This is a genomic window from Serratia sp. JKS000199, from assembly GCF_900215455.1.
In the GTDB taxonomy this organism is placed as follows: domain Bacteria; phylum Pseudomonadota; class Gammaproteobacteria; order Enterobacterales; family Enterobacteriaceae; genus Serratia; species Serratia ureilytica.
Genome location: NZ_LT907843.1, coordinates 3,358,116 through 3,379,785, shown reverse-complemented (window position 1 = coordinate 3,379,785; position 21,670 = coordinate 3,358,116). Strand labels below are relative to the sequence as shown.

15 protein-coding genes are annotated in these 21,670 nt (G+C 61.7%); 8 read left to right on the top strand and 7 right to left on the bottom strand.

Annotated features, from left to right (window positions below):
• Window position 1 precedes the first annotated feature (1 nt).
• Entirely contained in the window at window positions 2-397 is a 396-nt protein-coding gene (locus tag CPH57_RS16160; RefSeq protein ID WP_004931896.1) for a DUF423 domain-containing protein, read from the top strand.
• Window positions 390-1,493, top strand: a complete 1,104-nt coding sequence (gene rlmM / locus CPH57_RS16155) for a 23S rRNA (cytidine(2498)-2'-O)-methyltransferase RlmM (protein ID WP_033652492.1) — start codon at window positions 390-392, stop codon at window positions 1,491-1,493. The genes CPH57_RS16160 and rlmM overlap by 8 nt, the downstream gene beginning before the upstream one ends.
• A gap of 39 nt (window positions 1,494-1,532) precedes the next feature.
• On the opposite strand, the gene xni is transcribed toward rlmM, so the two are convergent.
• From xni to queF, 3 genes are all read right to left on the bottom strand, one after another.
• On the bottom strand, window positions 1,533-2,291 hold the full coding sequence (gene xni, locus CPH57_RS16150; protein WP_033652493.1) for a flap endonuclease Xni: 759 nt from the start codon (window positions 2,289-2,291) through the stop codon (window positions 1,533-1,535).
• 54 nt (window positions 2,292-2,345) lie between these two features.
• Window positions 2,346-3,710, bottom strand: coding sequence for a nucleotide 5'-monophosphate nucleosidase PpnN (gene ppnN / locus CPH57_RS16145; protein WP_019455737.1), 1,365 nt, complete (start codon window positions 3,708-3,710; stop codon window positions 2,346-2,348).
• Between the two features lie 192 nt (window positions 3,711-3,902).
• Window positions 3,903-4,748 (bottom strand): NADPH-dependent 7-cyano-7-deazaguanine reductase QueF, encoded by an 846-nt coding sequence (gene queF / locus CPH57_RS16140; RefSeq protein WP_046687717.1) that lies wholly within the window; start codon window positions 4,746-4,748, stop codon window positions 3,903-3,905.
• A gap of 63 nt (window positions 4,749-4,811) precedes the next feature.
• Here queF and syd point away from each other — a divergent pair, with 63 nt between their 5' ends.
• Window positions 4,812-5,360 (top strand): SecY-interacting protein, encoded by a 549-nt coding sequence (gene syd / locus CPH57_RS16135; RefSeq protein WP_033644866.1) that lies wholly within the window; start codon window positions 4,812-4,814, stop codon window positions 5,358-5,360.
• Between the two features lie 609 nt (window positions 5,361-5,969).
• Here the strand turns inward: syd and CPH57_RS16130 are convergent.
• A complete protein-coding gene (locus tag CPH57_RS16130; RefSeq protein ID WP_033644867.1) occupies window positions 5,970-7,208 on the bottom strand; it encodes an MFS transporter in 1,239 nt (412 codons plus the stop codon).
• 178 nt (window positions 7,209-7,386) lie between these two features.
• On the opposite strand from CPH57_RS16130, the gene CPH57_RS16125 reads away from it, so the two are divergent.
• From CPH57_RS16125 to CPH57_RS16105, 5 genes are all read left to right on the top strand, one after another.
• Complete coding sequence (locus CPH57_RS16125) at window positions 7,387-7,713, top strand: YqcC family protein (protein WP_033644943.1); 327 nt, start codon at window positions 7,387-7,389, stop codon at window positions 7,711-7,713.
• A gap of 146 nt (window positions 7,714-7,859) precedes the next feature.
• Entirely contained in the window at window positions 7,860-13,835 is a 5,976-nt protein-coding gene (locus tag CPH57_RS16120; RefSeq protein WP_096242556.1) for an alpha-2-macroglobulin, read from the top strand.
• 49 nt (window positions 13,836-13,884) lie between these two features.
• A complete protein-coding gene (gene pbpC, locus CPH57_RS16115) occupies window positions 13,885-16,233 on the top strand; it encodes a penicillin-binding protein 1C (RefSeq protein ID WP_033644869.1) in 2,349 nt (782 codons plus the stop codon).
• Window positions 16,234-16,293: 60 nt separating this feature from the next.
• A complete protein-coding gene (truC, locus tag CPH57_RS16110; RefSeq protein ID WP_096242852.1) occupies window positions 16,294-17,064 on the top strand; it encodes a tRNA pseudouridine(65) synthase TruC in 771 nt (256 codons plus the stop codon).
• Window positions 17,065-17,097: 33 nt separating this feature from the next.
• Entirely contained in the window at window positions 17,098-17,550 is a 453-nt protein-coding gene (locus CPH57_RS16105; protein WP_033644870.1) for a flavodoxin, read from the top strand.
• A 57-nt stretch (window positions 17,551-17,607) separates the two neighbouring features.
• Here the strand turns inward: CPH57_RS16105 and CPH57_RS16100 are convergent, their stop codons facing one another.
• The 3 genes from CPH57_RS16100 to glnD all read right to left on the bottom strand — a co-directional run bounded on the left by CPH57_RS16100 (window position 17,608) and on the right by glnD (window position 21,657).
• Entirely contained in the window at window positions 17,608-17,997 is a 390-nt protein-coding gene (locus CPH57_RS16100; RefSeq protein ID WP_004931929.1) for a DUF3461 family protein, read from the bottom strand.
• A gap of 129 nt (window positions 17,998-18,126) precedes the next feature.
• Window positions 18,127-18,951 carry a 2,3,4,5-tetrahydropyridine-2,6-dicarboxylate N-succinyltransferase gene (gene dapD, locus CPH57_RS16095; RefSeq protein ID WP_004931932.1) on the bottom strand — a complete coding sequence of 275 codons (825 nt, stop codon included), beginning with the start codon at window positions 18,949-18,951 and terminating at the stop codon, window positions 18,127-18,129.
• Window positions 18,952-18,993: 42 nt separating this feature from the next.
• Window positions 18,994-21,657 (bottom strand): bifunctional uridylyltransferase/uridylyl-removing protein GlnD, encoded by a 2,664-nt coding sequence (gene glnD / locus CPH57_RS16090; RefSeq protein WP_033652507.1) that lies wholly within the window; start codon window positions 21,655-21,657, stop codon window positions 18,994-18,996.
• Window positions 21,658-21,670 lie beyond the last annotated feature (13 nt).

The window sequence follows — 21,670 nt, the reverse complement described above, 5'->3', positions numbered from 1 at the left end:
GATGAGCAGCCGTTCCATGCTGGTTTTCGCCGCTATCAGCGGCTTTGTGTTTGTCGCGCTGGGCGCATTCGGCGCGCATGTGTTAAGCGGCACGCTGGGCGCCAACGAAATGGCCTGGATCCGCACCGGGCTGGAGTATCAGGGGTTCCACACCCTGGCCATCCTGGCGCTGGCGGTCGCGATGCAGCGCCGCGTGAGCCTGTGGTTTTACTGGAGCGGAGCGCTGTTGGCGTTCGGCACCGTGTTGTTCAGCGGCAGCCTCTATTGTCTGGCGCTGTCGCACCTGAAGGTCTGGGTATATATCACGCCGGTTGGCGGCGTGTGCTTCTTGATCGGCTGGATATTGATGTTGATTGGCGCTTTGCGTCTGAGGAAAAAGGCCGAGCGCCATGAATAAGATTGCGTTGTACTGCCGCCCCGGCTTCGAAAAAGAGTGTGCGGCGGAGATCACCGATAAAGCCGCCCAGCTGGAGATTTACGGCTTTGCGCGGGTAAAAGAGCACAGCGGTTACGTGTTGTTCGAATGCTATCAGCCGGACGATGCCGACCGCCTGGCGCGGGAGATTCCGTTCCGCGAACTGATTTTCGCCCGCCAAATGCTCGTGGTGGGTGAGCTGCTGCGCGATCTGCCGCCGGAAGATCGGGTATCGCCGATCGTCGGCATGCTGATCGGCGTGGTTGATCGCGGCGGCGAGCTGCGGGTGGAAGTGCCGGACACCAACGAAAGCAAAGAGCTGATGAAATTCTGCCGCAAGCTGACGGTGCCGCTGCGCGCCGCGATGCGTGAGCAGAAGGTGCTGATGGCGCGGGAGAACCCGACTCGCCCGGTGGTGCACGTGTTCTTCATCGCGCCGGGCTGCTGCTATGTCGGTTACTCCTACAGCAACAACAACTCGCCGTTCTACATGGGTATTCCGCGTCTGCGCTTCCCGGCCGATGCGCCGAGCCGTTCGACGCTGAAACTGGAAGAAGCGTTCCATGTGTTCATCCCCGCCGACGAGTGGGACGAGCGCCTGGCCAGCGGCATGCATGCGGTCGATCTGGGGGCCTGCCCGGGCGGCTGGACCTATCAGCTGGTGAAGCGCAGCATGATGGTGCATTCGGTGGATAATGGCCCGATGGCGCCGAGCCTGATGGAAACCGGCCAGGTAACGCATCACCGCGCCGACGGCTTCAAGTTCGAGCCGAACAGCAGCAAGATCTATTGGTTGGTGTGCGACATGGTGGAAAAACCGGCGAAGGTGACCAGCCTGATGATTCAGTGGCTGGTGAAAGGCTGGTGCCGCGAAGCGATCTTTAACCTCAAACTGCCGATGAAAAAACGCTACGAGGAAGTGTCGCAAAACCTGATGAGCATCCGCGAAGCGCTGAGCGCCGCCGGCATCAGCGCTGAAGTGCACGCCAAACAGCTGTATCACGACCGCGAAGAGATCACCGTACACGTGCGCCGCATGTGGTCGGCGGTGCCGGGCCGCCGCGACGAGCGCGATTAATCGCGTTAAACCTGATGAAGGGCGCTGCTTGCAGCGCCCTTATTGTATCGGCAGGCGCAGCTGCTGCAGGTTACCGTCCAGCGACAGATCGGTGCGCAGCGTGGCGACTTGTTTGCTGACGTAGGCCAGCTCGCGGTGCTGCTCCAGCTTGCCGCGCCATTTCTCCGGCACCTGCTCCAGGTGCTGATAGATCCCGTCCAGACTGCCCGACTGCTGCAACAGCAGCACGGCGGTTTTCGGCCCGATGCCGGCCACGCCGGGGATCTTGCTGCTGCCGATCCCCGCTAACCCCCAGTAGTCCGGCAGTTGCTGCGGCAGCACGCCGAATTCCTGCTGCACGAAAGGCATATCCAACCAGCGTTTCTGGAAGTAATCGCGGATCTGTACGTTCGGCGCCAGCAGTTGGCAATAGCCTTTGTCGGTGGAGACGATGGTCACCTGGTGGCCGCCGCCGGCGACCTTCGCCGCCAGCGTGGCCGCCAGATCGTCTGCCTCGTTGCCGGGTGAATGCCAGCTGGCGACGCCCAGTTCGGCGAAGGCCTCACGCAGCTGCGGCATCTCCTGTTGCAGGTTTTCCGGCATCGGCGAGCGCCCGGCCTTGTAGTCCGGCAGAATTTGGTGACGCCAGCTTTCGCTGCGGTCGTCCTCGTCAAATACCGCCACCGCGTGGGTCGGGCGGCTGTGCTGAAGCAACTGCTGCAGCGCGTGGCGACAGGCGTTGACGCAAGGGGAGCCCTGTACGGCGTGAATGCGGCGGATGAGGTTCAGGGCGTCGACAATCAGTAGGTGTATCATCATGGGCGGCAAGGTCAGAAAAAACAGGACGGCCGTTACGCCGCCCGGGATTGAGGATCAGGCGACGATTTCGTAGCAGGGCACATAGGCGCTGCCCGGCAGCTTCATGCGGTGCTGGGCGACAAAGCCCTGCAGCAGGCTGTCCATCTGCTTCATCATCTGCGGTTCGCCGTGCAGCTTGTACGGGCCGAACTGCTCAATGGCGTGGATGCCGTTTTCCTTCACGTTGCCGGCCACGATGCCGGAGAAGGCGCGGCGCAGCGCGGCGGCCAATTGCTCCGGCGGCTGGTTCGGATACAGATTGAGGTTTGCCATGTTCTCGTGGGTCGGCTCGAACGGCAGCTGCAGATCCGGTGCGATGCGGATCGACCAGTTGAAGCTGTAGGCGTCGCCGGTGTTGCGGCGGTTCTCCTTCACCAGCGGCATGGCTTTTTTCATTTGCCGTGCCACTTCCGCCGGATCGTCGATGATGATGGTGTAGTGACGGCGCGCGGCGTCGCCCAGCGTGTTCATGATGAACTCGTCCAGCACGCGGAAGTAATCGGCGCTCTCTTTTGGCCCGGTCAGGATCAGCGGCAGCACCTGTTCGCTGTTCTCCGGGTTCATCAGGATACCCAGCAGGTACAGCAGCTCTTCGGCGGTGCCGACGCCGCCCGGGAAGATGATGATGCCGTGCGCGATGCGCACGAACGCTTCCAGACGTTTTTCGATGTCCGGCATGATCACCAGCTCGTTCACCAGCGGGTTAGGCGGCTCGGCGGCGATGATTGACGGTTCGGTCATGCCGATGAAGCGGCTGTTGCGGTAACGCTGCTGCGCGTGACCGACCGCCGCGCCTTTCATCGGCGCTTCCATGGCGCCCGGCCCGCAGCCGGTGCAGATGTTCAACTCGCGCAGGCCCAGCTGGCTGCCGACCTTGCGCGCGTACAGGTATTCGTTCTCGTTGATCGAGTGCCCGCCCCAGCACACCACCATGTTGGGATCTTCATCCAGATGCAGCGTGCGCGCATTGCGCAGGATCGAGAACACCAGGTTGGTGATGTGGGCCGAGTTTTCCAGGTTCAGGTGTTGGAAACGGCCGGCGCTGGCGATTTGGCCGTGCACGAACAGAATGTCGCGCAACACGGCGAACAGGTTGGCCTGCAGTGAACGGATGATGCGGCCGTCGACGAACGCCTCTTCCGGCGGATTGACCAGCTCCAGCTTCACGCCACGCTCGCGGCGCAGCACGTTGATATCGAAGGTTTCATAGCGCGACAGCAGCTGTTTGCTGTTGTCGGTTTGGCTGCCGGAGTTCAACACGGCCAGCGAACAGTTGCGAAACAGGCGGTACAGGTCGCTGCTGGCGGTGCGCTTCAGCATGTCTACTTCCAGCTGCGACAATAAATCCATAGAGCCAAGCGGGCTGATGTGTGTAATCAAGGTAACTCCTTTGCACCCGGTGTGGGGCGGTAGTAATCCATACGCAGCAAAACAGCATCTCGTTATGGTTGGCGTGCTGCGGCGAAGCGGGCGCTCTGCCCGGCCGCAGCCTCGTTTTAACCTTACCGCCGTCCCTGCGCTTTTACCAACACAAACCGCTCGTTAGCTCAGTTGTTGAGCAATGTTTCGCACTTATTGGCGCGCCAGGCGGCCGTGCTCGGGAGCGAATGCGACGTTGCTGCGCCACGGGTTGATATCCAGTCCGCCGCGGCGGGTATAGCGGGCGTAAACCGTCAGGCTTTGCGGCCGGCAATAGCGCATCAGATCGTTGAAGATGCGCTCGACGCATTGCTCGTGGAATTCGTTGTGGTGGCGGAAGGAAACCAGATAGCGCAGCAGCGCTTCGCGATCGATCTTGCCGCCGCGGTAGCTTATCTGCACCGAGCCCCAGTCCGGCTGATGGGTGATCAGGCAGTTGGACTTCAGCAGGTGGCTGACCAATTGCTCTTCCACTACCTCTTCACCGGCGGCGTTCTGCAGGTAGTCGGCGTTGAACTCATAATTGTCGATGCGAATATCCTGCTGGTCGATGCAGTCGCCGGCCAAACGAGCGATCGGGCTGCCTTCCAGTTGGTCGACGCTGAACAGGGTGACGCTCACCTCGCCTTGGGCGCAGGCGGACAAATCGCGTTGCAGCGTGCTGCGCACCGTTTCCCAATCGGCGAACGGCGTTTGGTTGAAGCTGTTGAGATACAGCTTGAAGCTTTTCGATTCGATCAGGTTCAGGCTGTCGGCGTTGAGGCCGATCTCGCCCACCGCCACCTGCGGCAGCCCGTTGGCGTTCAGCCAGGAGAGTTCGTACAGCGTCCAGATGTCCGCGCCGTGGAAGGGCAGGTTGTCGGGATACAGCCCCAGCGGCTCGCGGTTCATGCTGCGCGGCACCGCCTGCAGCAGCGTGGCGTCGTAGCGATCGCGATAGGCGGTGGGTTTGCCCAGCGTCAGCCCTGACAGGGCCTGGTGGTCTTGATATGAGGACATCTGCTGTCACCTCGGTCAGAGATAGGTACAATGGCCGTCAGTTTAACGTATGCGAGAAAGAATATGGACCATGATGTATCGCACGCTCTGCGTGAATTCACTCAACGCTATGTCGAGTTGTGGCAGCAAGAGCGCGGCCACGCGCCGGCCAGCGAGGCGCTGTACGGCGTGCCGTCGCCCTGCATCGTGGAGAATCGCGAGGACGACGTGCTGTGGTTGCCGCAGCCTTTCGAACCGGCGGCGACGCTGGAGAAGGTCGAGGCCGCGCTGGAGCTGCGTTTGCAGCCGGATGCGCACCGTTTCTACACGCAGCAATACGCCGGTGACATGAGCGCGCAATTTGGGGAGCATCGCCTGAGCCTGCTGCAGGTATGGAGCGAAGAGGATTTCATCCGCCTGCAGGAGAATCTGATCGGCCATCTGGTGACGCAAAAGCGCCTCAAATTGTCACCGACCCTCTTCCTGGCGACCACCGAATCCGAGATGACGATGGTGTCGCTGTGCAACGTCAGCGGCAACGTGGTGCTGGAGCAGTTCGGCAGCGATAAGCGCACCTTGTTGGCGGCGACGCTGGGGAATTTCCTCGATGCGCTGCGCCCAGTGCTGGACTGAAGCGCGGCGGATTCGCCGTCGGTCGTGTAAGAGATCTCTCACACGGGCTGTGAGAGATCGCTCTTAATTTTTTTCACCTCTCTTTGGACCATGAGATTATTGTTATCCAGATCAATTGGTTAGAATTTCTTTAGGATAACTCTTAGTCTTAATTTAGTGTGAGACACCTCTCAAACCCTTGTGATTCCGGGAAATTTGAGCGATCTTATCATTACCGGCACGGACCCGGCGGAGCAGGAAAGCATCAGGATGATGCAGCTTCAGGAAGAAGAAAGGGATGCGCTCAGGCAAGAGCGAGGGATGGCGTCAGGAGATGCCCAGGATGTTTCAGGATTGAAACCAAGGACACCTCCAGGACGGAGATTGAGAGCCGGCGCAGGACTGTCGGCGGGTCAGGAAGGCTGAGGAACCGCGTCAGGACGATGCTGCAGGATGATGCAAGGACCACTTGGTCAGGATGGCCGCAGGAAAAGTTTTCAAGGATTGAGCAGGGAGCATGCTGTGTAGCGGGATGGCTATAAAACGAACCGGGGGCACTGTTAACGCAGTGCCCCCAACTTTTTGTTCTATTCCGCCGCGCGTGCGCCCCGTCTCAATCCTTCTTCCGCGTTAACCAATCGCGCCCAGCGTATCGCCTGCGCCCTGTTTTTTCGGCAGCAGGAACAGCGTGGCGTAGATATCCAGCAGGTAAATCGCCGCCAACAGGCTGATGGCGGCGGTAAACGACACCTGCGTCACCAGCGCGCCGATCACCAATGGCCCCAGGCCGCCGACGCCGCGTCCCAGATTGAACAGGATGTTTTGCGCGGTGGCGCGCGCTTGCACCGGATAGGTATCGGAAATCAACGCGCCGTAACCGCCGATCATGCCGTTGACGAACATGCCCATCACTGCGCCGGCGAACAGCATCAGCATCGGATCGCTCAACTGGGCGTAGCCGATCACCATCACCACCGCGCCGACCTGATACAGCACGAAAATCTTCCAGCGGGCGAAGCGGTCGGCCAGGACGCCGAACAGCCAGATGCCGAACGTCATGCCGACCACCGTCACCGCCGTCCACAGGCCGGACTTGGTGAGCGAGAAGCCGAAGTTTTTCGCCAGATAAGTCGGCATCCAGATCATCAGCCCGTAGTAGCCGAAGTTCTGCACCGAACAGAGAATGAAGATGCCGATGCTGGCCTTGCTGGTGGCGCGATCCTTAAACAGCAGGCGCAAACGCTGAAGGAAGGAGAGCGGCTGCCCGGCGTCTTTTTGCCGCACGAATTCCTCCGGTTCGCCCAGCGTGCGGCGGATCAGGAATGACGCCAGCGCCGGCAGCAGGCCGACCAGGAACATGCCGCGCCAGCCGATATGTTCCAGCAGCAAAGGCGTCAGGAAAGCGGCCGCCAGCACCCCCAACTGCCAGCCCATGCCGACGTAGGCTGAAGCGCGGTTGCGTTTCTCCGCCGGCCAGGCTTCGGCGATCAGCGCCATGCCGATGCCGAACTCGCCGCCCAGCCCGATGCCCGCCAGCGTGCGATAGGCGAGTAGATCCCAATAGCCTTGCGCCACGGCGCACAGGCCGGTGAACAGGGAAAACATCAGGATGGTGATAGTCAGCACCCGGATGCGGCCGAAGCGATCGCTGAGATGGCCGAAGATCACGCCGCCCAGCACTGCGCCGATCAGCGTCCAGGTGACCAGCGAACCGGCGGCCGATGAGGTTAATCCTAATTCGATGCTGATGGCCGGCAGCATAAAGCCGAGGATCAGCAGGTCAAACCCGTCCATGGCGTAACCGGTGACCGAGGCCAGCATGGCCTTACCGGGCGTCGCGTGATTTTTTTTCTCTGTTATTACGGACATGAATCTTTATCTGTGTGGTGAATTCGGTGGGCCTATTGTGCCGCGCGGCGGCGCACGCCACCAGATAAAAACGGCAGCCGGTCTCGGGCGCGCCAAATTTGGGCTATAAAAATGCTATGCTTTGCCGCCTCTCAGCCAGCGAGCTGAATATCATGATGAAAAGAGATCGGGAATGCAGATGAGTATACATAATCAGGTTCGCCGCAGTTTGCAGGCGATTGAACAATCCATGCGCGATTTGGCCTTGTGGCAGGCCGCGCCGCCCGAGCCTGAGGCTTTCTCCAGCACCGAGCCGTTCTGCATCGACAGCATGTCGGCCGAGGCTTGGCTGCAGTGGGTGTTTCTGCCACGCATGTATGCGCTGTTGGACGCCGAAGCGCCGCTGCCGACGCGTTTTGCCATCACGCCTTACTTCGAGGAGGCGTTGAAGGAGCGTGAGCCGAGCAGTCTGCCGCTGTTGGTGCTGCTGCAGCAGTTGGATTTGATGTTGAATAAAGAGCCGTAATTCGCCGGCGGCGCGCAGATTTTTGCCGCCCGGCAGTGTAGAGTACTCGCGCGGATGCCGGGCAGGAGAGCCGACGGCGTCTTTCGGCTCGGTTAAACCGCGGCGGTTGACCGGGGGCTGCATTAGGATGATGAGGTGCTGCAATAATGGATTTATTAAGGTTTATCCTTCGTTTGCCTTTTACCCTGGTTAAGGGCGTTTGCCGCCTGTTGGGTGGGGTCTTGTCGCTGTTGGGGCGGTTGCTGAGACCGCTGGTCGGCAACCTCAGCTGGCGCGCGCCGGCCTGGTGGGCTGCGCTGCCGCGCGGTTTTCTGCGGCTGGAAAGCGGCGTGGATAAACATCCGAAAGCGATCGGTCTGGGCCTGCTGCTGCTGGCAGGCGCCGCGGGCGGCGCGTTTTACGGTTGGCACTGGTGGCAAAATCGGCCTCAGCCGATCGAACCGGCGCCGATGGTGGTTCAGGAGGTCAGCGCATCGCTGGCTAACCCCGCGCCGATAGATTACACCGCCGCCCGGCAAGCGCCACAAACGGTGAGTCTGGCCTTCAGCGGCTCGGTCGCGCCGATCGCCGCGGTGGGCAAAACCGTGAGCGCCGGCATCACCCTCAAACCGACGGCGGAAGGGCAGTGGGCGTGGAACAATGAATCGACGCTGGTGTTCACGCCGAAAAAGCCGCTGCCGATGGGCGCGAAATATGACGTGACCCTCGAGCCCGCTACCTTGCTGGCGCCGCAGGTCAAACTCGCCAAAACCCGCTATGCCTTCACCGTGCCTGCGTTCGGCTACCGTCTGGGGCAGGCCGAGTACTACCGCGATCCGCAGAATGCGCAGAAACGCAGCGCGATTTTCAATCTGCAGTTCAACGCGCCGGTCGACGTCGCCAGCTTTGAAAAACAGATTTCGCTGGGATTGAAAGAAGGCAGCGCCACCTCCGAGAAGAAGCTGAATTTCTCTCTGGTATATGACGAGAAAAAACTGAACGCTTGGGTGCATTCCGAGCCGCTGCAGGCGCTGGATCAGGGCGGCGCGGTACATCTGACCGTCGGCAAGGGCGTTAAATCGACGGCGGCCGGCAACGCGGTCGAAGAGGCGAAAAGCAACTGGGTCAAGGTTCCTACCCTGTACAGCCTGGCGCTGAGCGACGCCAGCGCCCAGGTGGTGGACACCGACGGCGGCAAAGGGCAGCGTGCGCTGGTGGTTGGTTTCAGCGATGCGGTGAAGGATAAAGAGCTGGCGCGAGCCGCGAAAGCCTGGCTGCTGCCGCAGCACGATCCGAGCGATGCCGAGGCCGCCAATGATGCTGAAGACTTTTACCCATGGACGGTAGACAGCGTCGGCAAGAACGTGCTGGCGCAGGCGACGCCGCTGCCGTTGACACTTAACGAGGCGGAAGAGGCCTATCAGCCGCAGTTCAGCTTCCGTTTTGACGCCCCGGCGCACCGCTTTATGCTGCTCGAGATCGATAACCAGCTGATCTCCGCCGGCGGTTACAAAATGCCGAAGAAGGTTTATCGGGTGGTCGAAGTGCCGGAGTTCCCGAAATCGCTGCAGTTCATGTCGCAGGGCTCGCTGCTGTCGGTCAACGGCGACAAGCAGATCAGCGTGGCGGCGCGCAACGTGGCGGGCCTGCGGCTGGACATCAAGCGGGTGATCCCGAGTCAGCTGCAGCACATTGTTTCCTTCAAAAGCCGGGAATACTCGTCCACGGAATTCAACCGGCTCAACGATGAGTATTTCACCGAGCATTTCAAATACCAGACGGCGCTCAACAACGAGCGGCCGGGGGAAGTGAACTATCAGGGCATCGATCTTTCCCGCTATCTCTCCACCAACGCCAGTTCCCATCGCGGGGTGTTTCTGTTGACGCTGTCGGAATGGCAGCCAAATCGCAAACCGGCGGCGGAAGAGGCGGGCGCCGAGCAGGATCAGGAACAAGATGAAAGCGAAGGGGAAGAGCAGTCCGACGTCGGCGATTCGCGTTTTGTGGTGGTGACCGATCTGGGCATCGTCGCCAAGAGCTCGCAGGATAAGACGCGCGACGTCTTCGTGCAGTCGATCCAAAGCGGTGCGCCGGTCAGCGGCGCCAACGTATCGGTGGTGGCCAAAAACGGCGTGACGCTGCTCAGCCAAACCACCGGCGCCGACGGCCACGTGCGTTTCCCGGCGCTGGATGTGTACACCAACGAGCGCCAGCCGGTGATGTTCCTGGTGGAGAAAGAAGGGGATGTCTCCTTCCTGCCGACCGGCAGCTATAACGATCGCGGGCTGGATTTCTCGCGCTTCGACGTTGCCGGTGAACAAACGCCGACCGATCCGCGCACGCTCAGCAGCTACCTGTTCTCCGACCGCGGCGTGTATCGGCCGGGAGATACCTTCAATATCGGCCTGATCACTCGCGCCGCCGACTGGCGCGTTGGCCTCGCCGGCGTGCCGGTGCGCGCCGAAATTCGCGATCCGCGCGACAAGCTGATGTCCACCGTGCCGCTGACGCTGGGCGCCAGCGGTTTCAACGAACTGAGCTATACCACCGATGAAAACTCGCCCACCGGCGAGTGGAACGTTTATCTGTATCTGATCGGCAAAAACAACGACACCTCCACGCTGCTCGGCCATACCGCAGTCAATGTGAAGGAGTTCGAGCCGGATCAACTGAAAGTGAAGCTGGCGTTGACGCCAGACCGCCAGCAAGGCTGGGTCAAACCGTCTGAGCTGAAGGCCAGCATCGATGTGCAGAACCTGTTCGGCACCCCGGCGCAAGATCGCCGTGTGACCACCAGGCTGACGCTGCGGCCAATGTATCCAAGCTTCGATCGTTTCCCGGATTATGCGTTCTACGAAAACCGGCAAAACAGCGACGGGTTCGAAACCGAGCTGGAAGATCGCACCACCGATGAACACGGAGCGGCTGATATTCCGCTCGATCTGAAATCTTACGCCGACGCCACTTATCAGCTGCAGCTGTTGTCGGAGGCGTTCGTTGCCGGCGGCGGTCGCTCGGTGGCGGCTACCGCCCGTACGCTGGTTTCGCCTTACGATTACCTGATTGGGGTGAAGGCCGACGGCGATCTGGGCTACATCAATCGCGATGCGGAGCGGCATCTGAACGTGATCGCCATCGATCCGGCCTTGAAACAGATCGCCATGCCGAACCTGAAGCAGGTGCTGATCGAACAGAAATACATTTCGGTGCTGACCAAACAGGATTCGGGCGTTTACAAATACCAGTCGAAGATGAAGGAAGTGCAGCTCTCGGAACAGCCGCTGGCGCTGGGCGATCAGGGCGCGGATCTGCGGCTGGCGACCGATAAGCCGGGCGACTTCGTGCTGGTGATCGAAGATGCGCAGGGCAAGACGCTCAACCGCGTCGCCTACAGCGTGGCCGGCAACGCCAACCTGAGCCGTTCGCTGGATCGCAACGCCGAACTGAAGCTAAAACTCAACCAGGCGGAATACCAGCCCGGCGAAGAGATCGAGGTGGCGATTAACGCGCCCTATACCGGTAGCGGCTTGATCACCATCGAGAAGGACAAGGTTTACGCCTGGCAGTGGTTCCACACCGACACCACCAGCTCGGTGCAGACGATCCGCGTGCCGGCCGGCATGGAGGGCAACGGCTACATCAACGTGCAGTTCGTGCGCGACATCAACTCCAGCGAGATCTTCATGAGCCCGCTGAGCTACGGCGTGATGCCGTTCAAGATAAGCACCAAGGCGCGCCAAAACAGCCTTGAGGTGACGGCACCGGAGGTCATCAAACCGGGTGAAAACCTGACGATGACGGTCAAGACCGATGCGCCGCAGCAGGTGGCGCTGTTTGCCGTCGATGAGGGCATTCTGCAGGTGGCGCGTTACCGCCTGAAGGATCCGCTGGAGTTCTTCTTCAGCAAGCGTGAACTGAACGTGAGTAGCTCGCAGATCCTCGATCTGATCCTGCCGGAGTTCAGCAAGCTGATGGCGCTCACCGCGGCGCCGGGCGGCGACGCGGGCGAAGGGCTGGATCTCAACCTCAACCCGTTCAAGCGCAAGCACGATAAGCCGGTGGCCTATTGGTCCGGCATTACCGAGGTCAGCGGCGAGAAACAGTTCGTCTATCCGGTGCCGGATTACTTCAACGGCAAGATCCGCGTCATGGCGATTTCGGTGACGCCGGAGAAAATCGGCAAGGCGCAAACCGCCGCTACGGTGCGCGACAGCTTCATCATGACGCCGAACGTGCCGGCGATGGTGGCGCCGGGCGATGAGTTCGACGTCAGCGTGGGCGTCAGCAACAACCTCGAAGGGCTGAACGGCCAGTCGGCAGCCATCAACGTCCTGCTGACGCCGCCGCCGCAATTGGAGGTGGTGGGCAACGCGACGCAAAGCCTGACGCTGGCGGAAAAACGCGAGGGCGTGATCGCCTTCCGTCTGCGCGCCAAAGCCGTTTTGGGCGATGCGCCGCTGGTGTTCGACGCCCGTTACGGCGACCAGGCCAGCCGTCGCACCGTCAGCACCTCGGTGCGGCCGGCGGCGCCGTACCGTACTCAATCGGTGATGGGGCGCATGAGCGGCGGCAGCCAGAATGTCGATGGCCTGCGCCAGATGTTCGACGCTTTCGCGCAGCGCCGGGCGGCGGTGTCGAATTCGCCGCTGGTGCTGACCAGCGGGTTGGCGCAATACCTGGCGGATTATCCGTATTACTGTTCCGAGCAGATCGTCAGCCGTTCCATTCCGCTGATGTTGCAGAGCCGCCATCCAGAGATGAAAGGCAGCCTGAGCCAGGCGGAAGTCAGCAAGCAGCTGCGCAACCTGCTGGGCGTGCTGCGCGCCCGTCAGAACGACAGCGGGGCGATCGGCGCCTGGCGTTCGTCGCCGGATGCCGATCCTTTCGTCACGCCTTATGTGGTGCAATATCTGCTCGAAGCCAAAGCGGCGGGTTACGCCCTGCCGGAAGGCATGCTGGACGAAGCTAACGGCGCGCTGCGCGAGCTGGCGGCCAGCGGTTTCGATGATCTGTATCTGCTGCGCCTGCGTAGTTGGGCGGTCTACCTGCTGACGCTGCAGGGCGAAGTGACCACCAACTCGCTGGCGGCCGTGCAGGATACGCTGCAAAAACGCTATGGCGAAGGGTGGAAAACCGATCTGAGCGCGCTGTATCTGGCCTCTTCCTATCGTTTGTTGAAGATGGACGACGAAGCCGCCGCGCTGTTGCAACCCAGCTGGCAGCAACTGAGCAAAGCCTATGACAGCGCCTGGTGGACGCAGAACTATTTCGATCCGCTGGTGCAGGATGCGACGCGGCTGTATTTGATTACCCGTCACTTCCCTGAGAAGGTGGCGTCGATTCCGCCGCAGGTGCTGGAGAATATGGTCAAGGCACTGAAGGAAGAGCGTTACACCACCTACTCCTCTGCAATGAGCATCCTGGCGCTGGAAAGCTATTCGGCCCAGGTGGCGGCGCAATCCGCCAATGCGGACGCGTTAGGCATCGTGCAGGTGGGCAAAAGCGGCGGCGACCCGCAGCGCATCAGTGAGCTGCAGGGGCTGTTCGTTCAGGGGCAGTTCAACGCTGATGCCACCGCCGTGCGCTTCACCAACGGCGGCAATGCGCCGGCCTGGTATGTGGTGACGCAGGCCGGTTACGACCTGAATGCGCCGCAAAAAGCGCTGTCGCGCGGCATTGAGATTGTCCGCGATTACACCGACGAGCAAGGCAAAGCGGTGACGCAGGTGACGCTGGGGCAGAAGATCAACGTCCATCTGAAGGTGCGCGCCAACTCGAAAGAGGGGCAGAGCAACCTGGCGATTGTCGATCTGCTGCCGGGCGGGTTCGAAGTGGTGCAGCAGACGCCGCCGGAACCGGCCGATGCCGGTGAGGAGAGCGACGATCGCGGCGGCTGGCAGTCGCCGCTGGCCGCCACCGGCTCCACCTGGGCGCCGGATTACAGCGACATCCGTGAAGATCGGGTGATTATCTACGGCAGCGCCGGCACCGAGGTGCAGGAGTTCGTCTATCAGATCAAGGCCACCAATACCGGCAGCTTTATTATTCCACCGGCCTACGGCGAAGCCATGTATGACCGAGAAGTGCAGGCCATGTCGGCCGGCGGCGGCAAGCTGGTGGTGGTGCCGGCGGGCAACGACTAGGCCGTATCCGGCGCCAGGCCAGCGTCTGGCGCCGGAATGCTGAGAACGTATGAAGATCCTGACCGGGCGCGTGCTGCAAAACGGCTTGATGGCGGTGTTTTTACTGGCGCTGCTGTTGACCGCAATTCGGCTGTGGCCGCATCCGCCCCTGTGGCAGGGGCTGCCGCAGTCTTCCGTTTATTACGACAGGCACGGCGCGCTGCTGCGCATTACGCTGGCCAACGACGATCGCTACCGGCTGTGGACCCCGCTGGAGCAAGTGTCGCCGCTGGCGGTGCGCGGGTTGCTGCTGCACGAAGATCGTTGGTTCTACTATAACCCCGGCTTTAACCCTGTCAGCCTGATGCGCGGTTTCTGGCGCAGCTATGTCGCCGGCGGCAAAATGCAGGGCGGTTCGACCATCAGCATGCAGCTGGCGCGGATGCGCTGGCATCTCAATACCCGTACGCCGGGCGGCAAGGTGTTGCAGGTGCTGCGTGCGGTGCAGCTGGAACTGAGCTACTCCAAGCGCGATATCCTGGAAGCCTATTTGAATTACGCGCCCTACGGCCGCAACATTGAAAGCATCGGCGCCGCCAGCCTGATCTATTTCGCCAAGCCGCCGCGGGAGTTGACTCTGCCGGAGGCGCTGACGCTGGCGGTCTTGCCGCAGTCACCCAGCTACCGTCTGGAGCCGAAAACCGGCGTGCTCGGCGCGGCGTTGACGCAGGCGCGCAATCGTCTGTTCCAGCGTTGGCAGCGGGTTTACCCCACCGACGCCAGCCAGCAAACGCTGTTCCGCCTGCCGTTGGCGCTGCGGCAGCCTGAACAAGTGCCTTATATCGCACCGCACTTTATCGAACAGCTGCGCCTGCAGACGCAGCAACTGGTGCAGCGCGATACCCGCGTAGACACGACGCTGGACGCCGGGCTGCAGCGGCTGGTCGAACGGCAGGTCAACGCTTTTATCGCCCGCAACCGCAGCCGCGGCATCCAAAACGCCGCGGTGCTGCTGGTGGACAGCCGCGATATGGGGGTGCGCGCGCTGGTGGGCTCGGCGGACTATTACAATCGTCCGATCCAGGGGCAGGTGAACGGCACCAACGCCAAGCGTTCGCCGGGATCGACGCTGAAGCCGTTCATCTACGCGCTGGGCATGGAGCAGGGCGTGCTGCATCCGATGACCATTCTGAAAGACGTGCCTTCGTCGTTCGGCGCCTATGCGCCGGAAAATTTCGACCGGCGTTTTCTCGGCCCGGTGACCGCCACCGACGCGCTGAATTTCAGCCGTAACATCCCGGCGGTCTATGTCGCCTCACAGCTGCGTCAGCCGACCTTTTATCAGTTTTTGCGCCTGACCGGCGTCGCCAATATGGCCAATGAGAGCCACTACGGACTGTCGCTGGTGCTGGGCGGCGGCGAGGTGACGGCGCAGGAGCTGGCGAAGCTGTACGCGTTGCTGGCGAACCGCGGCGAGCTGCGGCCGCTGCGATTGCGGCTGAACGAGGGTGAACCGAGGCCGGTGCGGCTGTTGAGCGAGGAGGCCAGTTTCATCACGCTGGATATGCTGCGCCAGCACCGGCGGCCGGGCGATACGCTGGCGCAGCGTTCTTCGTCGCTGCCGGTGTACTGGAAGACCGGCACCTCATGGGGCTTTCGCGACGCCTGGAGCGTCGGGATTTTCGGCCCTTACGTGCTGGTGGTGTGGGAAGGCAACTTCGATGGGCGCGGCAACAATGCGTTGGTCGGCGCCGAGGCGGCCGCGCCGCTGTTTTTCAATATCATCGACAGCGTCAACGCCAGCTATCCCGCCCTGCGGGAACCGAAACATCCGTTCCCCAAGCGGCTGCGGCGGGTAGACATCTGTCTCGCCAGCGGCGATCTGCCGACGCCGTGGTGCCAGCAAAAGGGCAAGACCTGGTTCATTCCCGGCAAGTCGCCGATCAAGGTAGACAGCGTCTACCGGCCGGTGGTGCTGGATATTCACAGCGGCGAGGTTGTTTGCCCGCCGTATGACGCGGCGCAGACCCGCACCGAAATTTTTGAATTCTGGCCTTCCGATTTGGCCAACGTGTTCGCCCAGGCCGGGCTGCCGAAGCGGGCGCCGCCGGTCAATCGCTGCAAGGACAACGGCATCGCCGTCGGCGGCAACGCGCCGCGCATCACCTCGCCGTTGAAAAACACCACTTATACCCTGCGCCAGTCGCAACAGGGACGGGACAAAATCGCCTTCAATGCGGTGACGGACGCCGACAGCAAGACGGTGTACTGGTTCGTCGACGATATCTATCTCGGCAGCAGCGCCAGCAAAAAACCGATCGACTGGCGGCCGATCAACAACGGGCGCTACCGCATTCGGGCGGTGGACGATCGCGGCCGCGCCGATACGCGCCTGGTGACCATCGAATGGGTGAACTAGCGTTGCGTCTCATGCCTGTTATACTCGCGCCCGAAACGGCTATTGACCTGGGAATGCGATGTGATTGAGATTTTGTATCAGGATGAACACCTGGTGGCGGTGAACAAACCGTCGGGCTGGTTGGTGCACCGCAGTTGGCTGGACCGTCATGAAACTCGCTTTATGATGCAGACGGTGCGCGATCAGCTCGGGAAGCACGTCTTTACCGTGCACCGTCTCGATCGTCCGACGTCCGGCGTGCTGCTGATGGCGCTCTCCAGCGAGGTGGCGCGCCTGCTGTCGCAGCAGTTCGAGCAGCATCAGGTGCAGAAAACCTACCATGCGGTGGTGCGCGGTTACGTGCAGGAGGAGGCGACCCTCGACTACCCGCTGACGGCGGAGCTGGATAAAATCGCCGATAAACATGCCGATGCCGACAAGGGGCCGCAGCCGGCCGTGACGCACTACCGGCCGTTGGCGCAGGTAGAGATGCCGGTGGCCGTCGGCCGCTACGCCAGCGCGCGTTACAGTCTGGTGGAACTGCAGCCGGAAACCGGCCGCAAACATCAGCTGCGGCGCCATATGGCGCACCTGCGCCACCCGATCATCGGCGACAGCAAGCACGGCGATCTGCGGCAGAATCGCGGGATGGCGCAGCATTTCGGTTGCCCGCGCCTGATGCTGCACGCCAGCCATCTGCAGCTGACGCACCCGGTGACCGGCGAGCCGCTGCAGGTAACGGCGCGCTGGGACGAGGCCTGGCAAGGGGGGATGGCGCAGTTCGGCTGGGCGGGGGTATTCCCTGAACTTGCCGGGGTTGAGTTTAACGCGGCTAACGGTCAGGATAGCTGACAATTTTTAAAGGTAATGAAGGGAGTAGGAGCCATGGCTCAGGTTGGTATCTTCGTGGGAACGGTCTACGGCAATTCGCTGCTGGTGGCGGAAGAGGCGCAAAACATCCTCAGCGAGCAGGGCCATGAGGTCAAACTGTTCGAAGAGGGCACGCTGGAGGCCTGGCAGTTTTATCGTCAGCACTACGCGCTGGTGATCACCTCCACCACCGGGCAGGGCGATCTGCCGGACAGCATCGCGCCGCTGTTCCACGCTATCCGCGATCAGGTTGGCTATCAGCCGGAGCTGCGCTATGGGCTGATCGCCCTCGGTGACAGCAGCTATGACCACTTCTGCGGCGCCGGGCGCACGTTCGATGCGCTGCTGCAGGAACAGGGCGCCACCCGCGTTGGCGAAGTGCTGGAAATCGATGCGATGGAACAGCCGGAGCCGGAAGTGGCCGCCTGCCCGTGGGTCGAGCAGTGGGGCACGCTGCTGCAGTCATAACGTAAAAAGGCGCCGCAAAAGGGCGCCTTAACGATGATGCGGGTCAACCGATCCGCATTATTTGCCGCGGGTGAGTTTTTCCAGATCGGCTTCGATCTCGGCAATCTTGTGCGACACCACGCCTTCGAGATGGCGCAGGTCGTCGAGGATTTTACGCTTCAGATCCACTTCCACCTGATCGCGCTGGCACAGCTGATCCAGCTCGTCGATCACGTAACGCAGGTTCGGGTTGATCTCGTGAATTTCCTTGTAGCCCTGGCCGGCGTTGTCCGCCACCACGGTTTTACGCTGGCGCGGATACTTGAACTTCACGCTCTTGGCGAAGAACTCGCCCTTGTCCTTGCGGAAATAGATCTTGAGGATGTCGTTGTTGGCCTCTTGACGCAGGCTATAGCGATCGACGTCTTCCGGTTGATTGATGCCCAAACTCTTCAAGTTATCGTACATACTGCGCCCTCTTTAGATGTGATCGTTATATTCCACGACTGCGATTATGGCGGAAAGCGAGATCTGCGACTGTGACTGCCAGCGAAACGCAGACAAAAAAATAGCGGGTGAATCACCCGCTATTTCAATTTAGTCGATAGTACGCAATAACTCATTAATGCCGACTTTACCGCGCGTTTTGGCGTCGACTTTCTTGACGATCACCGCGCAGTACAGGCTGTAAGAACCGTCTTTCGACGGCAGGTTGCCGGAAACCACCACCGAGCCCGCCGGCACGCGGCCGTAATGGATTTCGCCGGTCTCGCGGTCATAGATGCGGGTGCTCTGGCCGAGGTAGACGCCCATCGAAATCACCGAGCCTTCTTCCACGATCACGCCTTCCACCACTTCGGAACGCGCGCCGATGAAGCAGTTGTCTTCGATGATGGTCGGGTTGGCCTGCAGCGGCTCCAGCACGCCGCCGATGCCGACGCCGCCGGACAGGTGAACGTTTTTGCCGATCTGCGCGCAAGAACCGACGGTGGCCCAGGTGTCGACCATGGTGCCTTCGTCGACGTAGGCGCCGATGTTAACGTAAGACGGCATCAGCACGGTGTTGCGAGCGATGAACGCGCCCTGGCGCACGGTGGCCGGCGGCACGACGCGGAAGCCTTCCTTCTGGAAGCGTGCTTCGTCGTAGTCGGCGAATTTCATCGGCACTTTGTCGTAGTAGCGGGTTTCCGCGCCGTCCATCACCTTGTTGTCGTTGATGCGGAAAGAGAGCAGCACGGCTTTCTTCAGCCACTGGTGGGTGACCCATTGACCGTCGATCTTCTCGGCGACGCGCAGGGCGCCGCTGTCCAGCAGGCCGATCACCTGGTTTACCGCTTCGCGCGTTACGGTGTCTACGTTCGCCGGGGTGATGTCCGCACGGCGTTCGAAGGCGCTTTCAATAACGTTCTGTAATTGCTGCATGCTGTTCTCTTTCCTGATGTTGTCGGTAAAAAGTTACTTGTATCACATTTTATCGTTTGGGGTGAGGGCCTCTGTCAACCGTTGCTCCAACTTTCTGCGCGTTTCTTGGTCGAGCGCGCGCCGCTCGCCGTCGGCCAGGATAAACAAATCCTCGACCCGCTCGCCGATGGTGGAAATGCGCGCGCCGTGCAGCGACAGCCCCAGATCGGCGAACACTTCGCCCACCCGCGCCAGCAGGCCGGGTTGGTCGAGCGCGGTCAGCTCCAAGTAGCTGCGGCGATCGGTGTGGGTCGGCAGGAAAGTGACCTCGGTCGGCACGCTGAAGTGGCGCAGCTTGGAAGAGGGGCGGCGCACGCGCGGCGGCTGGTACTCACGCTGGGTGATGGCCTGCAGCAGCGCCTGGCGGATCGCCGCGTGGCGATCCTGCGCCAGCGGGCTGCCGTCCGGCTCCAGCACGATAAAGGTGTCCATCGCCATACCGTCGCGGTTGGTGAAGATCTGGGCGTCGTGCACGCTCAGGTTGCGGCGATCCATCTCCCCGGCGACGGCGGCGAACAGATAAGGACGATCCGGGCTCCAGATGAAGATCTCGGTGCCGCCGCGCGTCGCCTGGCGGCTGACCAGCACCAGCGGCTGGGTGGAATCGTGGGCCAGCAGATGGCGGGCGTGCCAGGCCAGCTGATTCGGCGAGTGGCGCAGGAAATAGTCGGCGCGGCAGCGGCTCCAGATGCGGTGCAGCGCCTCTTCGTCGATGTTGTCCATGCGCAGCAGCGCCAACGCCTGCAGCCGGTGGTGGCGCACGCGTTCGCGCAGATCCGGGCTGTTTTGCATGCCGCGGCGCAGCTGTTTCTCGGTGGCGAAATACAGCTCGCGCAACAGGCTCTGCTTCCAGCTGTTCCACAGGGTTTCGTTGGTTGCGCAGATATCCGCCACCGTCAGGCATACCAGGTAGCGCAGGCGAGTTTCGCTCTGCACTTCGCTGCTGAACTGCTGGATCACCGTCGGATCCTGGATATCGCGGCGCTGCGCGGTGACCGACATCAGCAGGTGGCAGCGCACCAGCCAGGCCACCAGTTGGGTTTCTCGCGAGTTGAGGCCGTGCAACTCGGCGAACTCCACCACGTCCTCCGCGCCGAGGATCGAGTGATCGCCGCCGCGCCCTTTGGCGATATCGTGGAACAAGGCCGCCAGCAGCAGCAGTTCCGGGTGCGGCAGGCGCGGATACAGCTCCACGCACAGCGGATGGCGCGGCCGGGTTTGCGGATCGGCGAAGCTCTCCAGCTTCTGCAGCACCCGGATAGTGTGTTCGTCGACGGTATAGGCGTGGAACAGATCGAACTGCATCTGCCCGACGATCTTGCCCCACTGCGGCATATAGGCCCACAGCACGCTGTGACGGTGCATCGGCACCAGCGCGCGCGACACCGCGCCGGGGTGGCGCAGGATGGCCATGAACAGATCGCGCGCTTCCGGGATGGTGCACAGCGGCTGTTTCAGGTGGCGGCGCGCGTGGCGCAGCTGGCGCACGGTGGTGGAGTAAATGCCTTTGATCTCGCGGTTGCGCACCATCAGGTAGAACATGCGCATGATGGCTTGCGGCTCGCGGATGAACAGCGTTTCGTCACGCAGATCGATCAGATCGCCGCGCAGTTGGAAATCGTCGTTCAGCGGACGCGGTTTTTCGGTGGCGTCCAGCGCCAGGATGGCTTCGTCGAACAGCTGCAGCAGCATGTGGTTCAGCTCGCTGACGCGCCGCGTCATGCGGTAGAAGTCTTTCATCATGCGCTCGACCGGCTCGTTGCCTTCGCCTTCATAGCGCAGCAGCTGCGCGACGCTGAGCTGGCGATCGAACAGCAGACGGTTGTCGTAACGCGGCAGCACCAGGTGCAGCGCAAAGCGGATGCGCCACAGGAAGCTCTGGCATTCGTTCAGCTCGTTGCGTTCGGCCTGGGTGAGAAAGCCGAAGCCGACCATTTCGTCCAGCGAGGTGGCGCCGAAGTGGCGGCGCGCCACCCACAGCAGCGTGTGGATGTCGCGCAGGCCGCCGGGGCTGCTTTTGATATCCGGCTCCAGGTTATAGCTGGTGCCGTGGTAGCGCTGATGACGTTCTTGCTGCTCGTTGATCTTGGCGTGGAAAAACTGCGGCGAAGGCCAAAAGCCGTCGCTGAAGATATGTTTTTGCATCTGCAGGAACAGCGCGACGTCGCCGCAGATCATGCGCGATTCGATCAGGTTGGTGGCCACGGTCAGATCCGCCAGCCCTTCCAGCAGACACTCTTCCAGGGTGCGCACGCTGTGGCCCACTTCCAGCTTGAGATCCCACAGCAGGGTGATGAATTCGCCGACCCGCTGCGACTGTTGCTCCGTCAGCCGGCGCTGGCTGAGCACCAGCACGTCGATATCCGACAGCGGGTGCAGCTCGCCGCGGCCGTAGCCGCCGACCGCCACCAGCGCGGTTTCCGGGATATCTTCAAAGCCGTAGAACGTCCACAGCCGGCGCAGCAGGCGATCGATGAAGTCGCTGCGCGCCGCCACCAGGCTTTCTGCACTGGAGCCGGCGTCGAACGCCGCCGCCAGCCACAGCTGAAACTGTTCCAGCCGCTGTTTCAGCACCGGGCAGGTGAGCTCGTCGTCGCCGTAGGCGCTGGGGGAGGCGGGCGGCATCGGCACGGCCGGGGCCGCCTGTTGAAGAAGATTGTCAGACATAGTGCGCAGCCCA

Excerpts from the sequence above, each read along its gene's own strand:
- CPH57_RS16160 (WP_004931896.1), top strand. The coding sequence starts at position 2 with ATGAGCAGCCGTTCCATGCTGGTTTTCGCCGCTATCAGCGGCTTTGTG.
- rlmM (WP_033652492.1), top strand. The coding sequence starts at position 390 with ATGAATAAGATTGCGTTGTACTGCCGCCCCGGCTTCGAAAAAGAGTGT.
- xni (WP_033652493.1), bottom strand. The coding sequence starts at position 2,291 with ATGATGATACACCTACTGATTGTCGACGCCCTGAACCTCATCCGCCGC.
- queF (WP_046687717.1), bottom strand. The coding sequence starts at position 4,748 with ATGTCCTCATATCAAGACCACCAGGCCCTGTCAGGGCTGACGCTGGGC.
- syd (WP_033644866.1), top strand. The coding sequence starts at position 4,812 with ATGGACCATGATGTATCGCACGCTCTGCGTGAATTCACTCAACGCTAT.
- CPH57_RS16130 (WP_033644867.1), bottom strand. The coding sequence starts at position 7,208 with ATGTCCGTAATAACAGAGAAAAAAAATCACGCGACGCCCGGTAAGGCC.
- CPH57_RS16125 (WP_033644943.1), top strand. The coding sequence starts at position 7,387 with ATGAGTATACATAATCAGGTTCGCCGCAGTTTGCAGGCGATTGAACAA.
- CPH57_RS16120 (WP_096242556.1), top strand. The coding sequence starts at position 7,860 with ATGGATTTATTAAGGTTTATCCTTCGTTTGCCTTTTACCCTGGTTAAG.
- pbpC (WP_033644869.1), top strand. The coding sequence starts at position 13,885 with ATGAAGATCCTGACCGGGCGCGTGCTGCAAAACGGCTTGATGGCGGTG.
- CPH57_RS16105 (WP_033644870.1), top strand. The coding sequence starts at position 17,098 with ATGGCTCAGGTTGGTATCTTCGTGGGAACGGTCTACGGCAATTCGCTG.
- CPH57_RS16100 (WP_004931929.1), bottom strand. The coding sequence starts at position 17,997 with ATGTACGATAACTTGAAGAGTTTGGGCATCAATCAACCGGAAGACGTC.
- dapD (WP_004931932.1), bottom strand. The coding sequence starts at position 18,951 with ATGCAGCAATTACAGAACGTTATTGAAAGCGCCTTCGAACGCCGTGCG.
- glnD (WP_033652507.1), bottom strand. The coding sequence starts at position 21,657 with ATGTCTGACAATCTTCTTCAACAGGCGGCCCCGGCCGTGCCGATGCCG.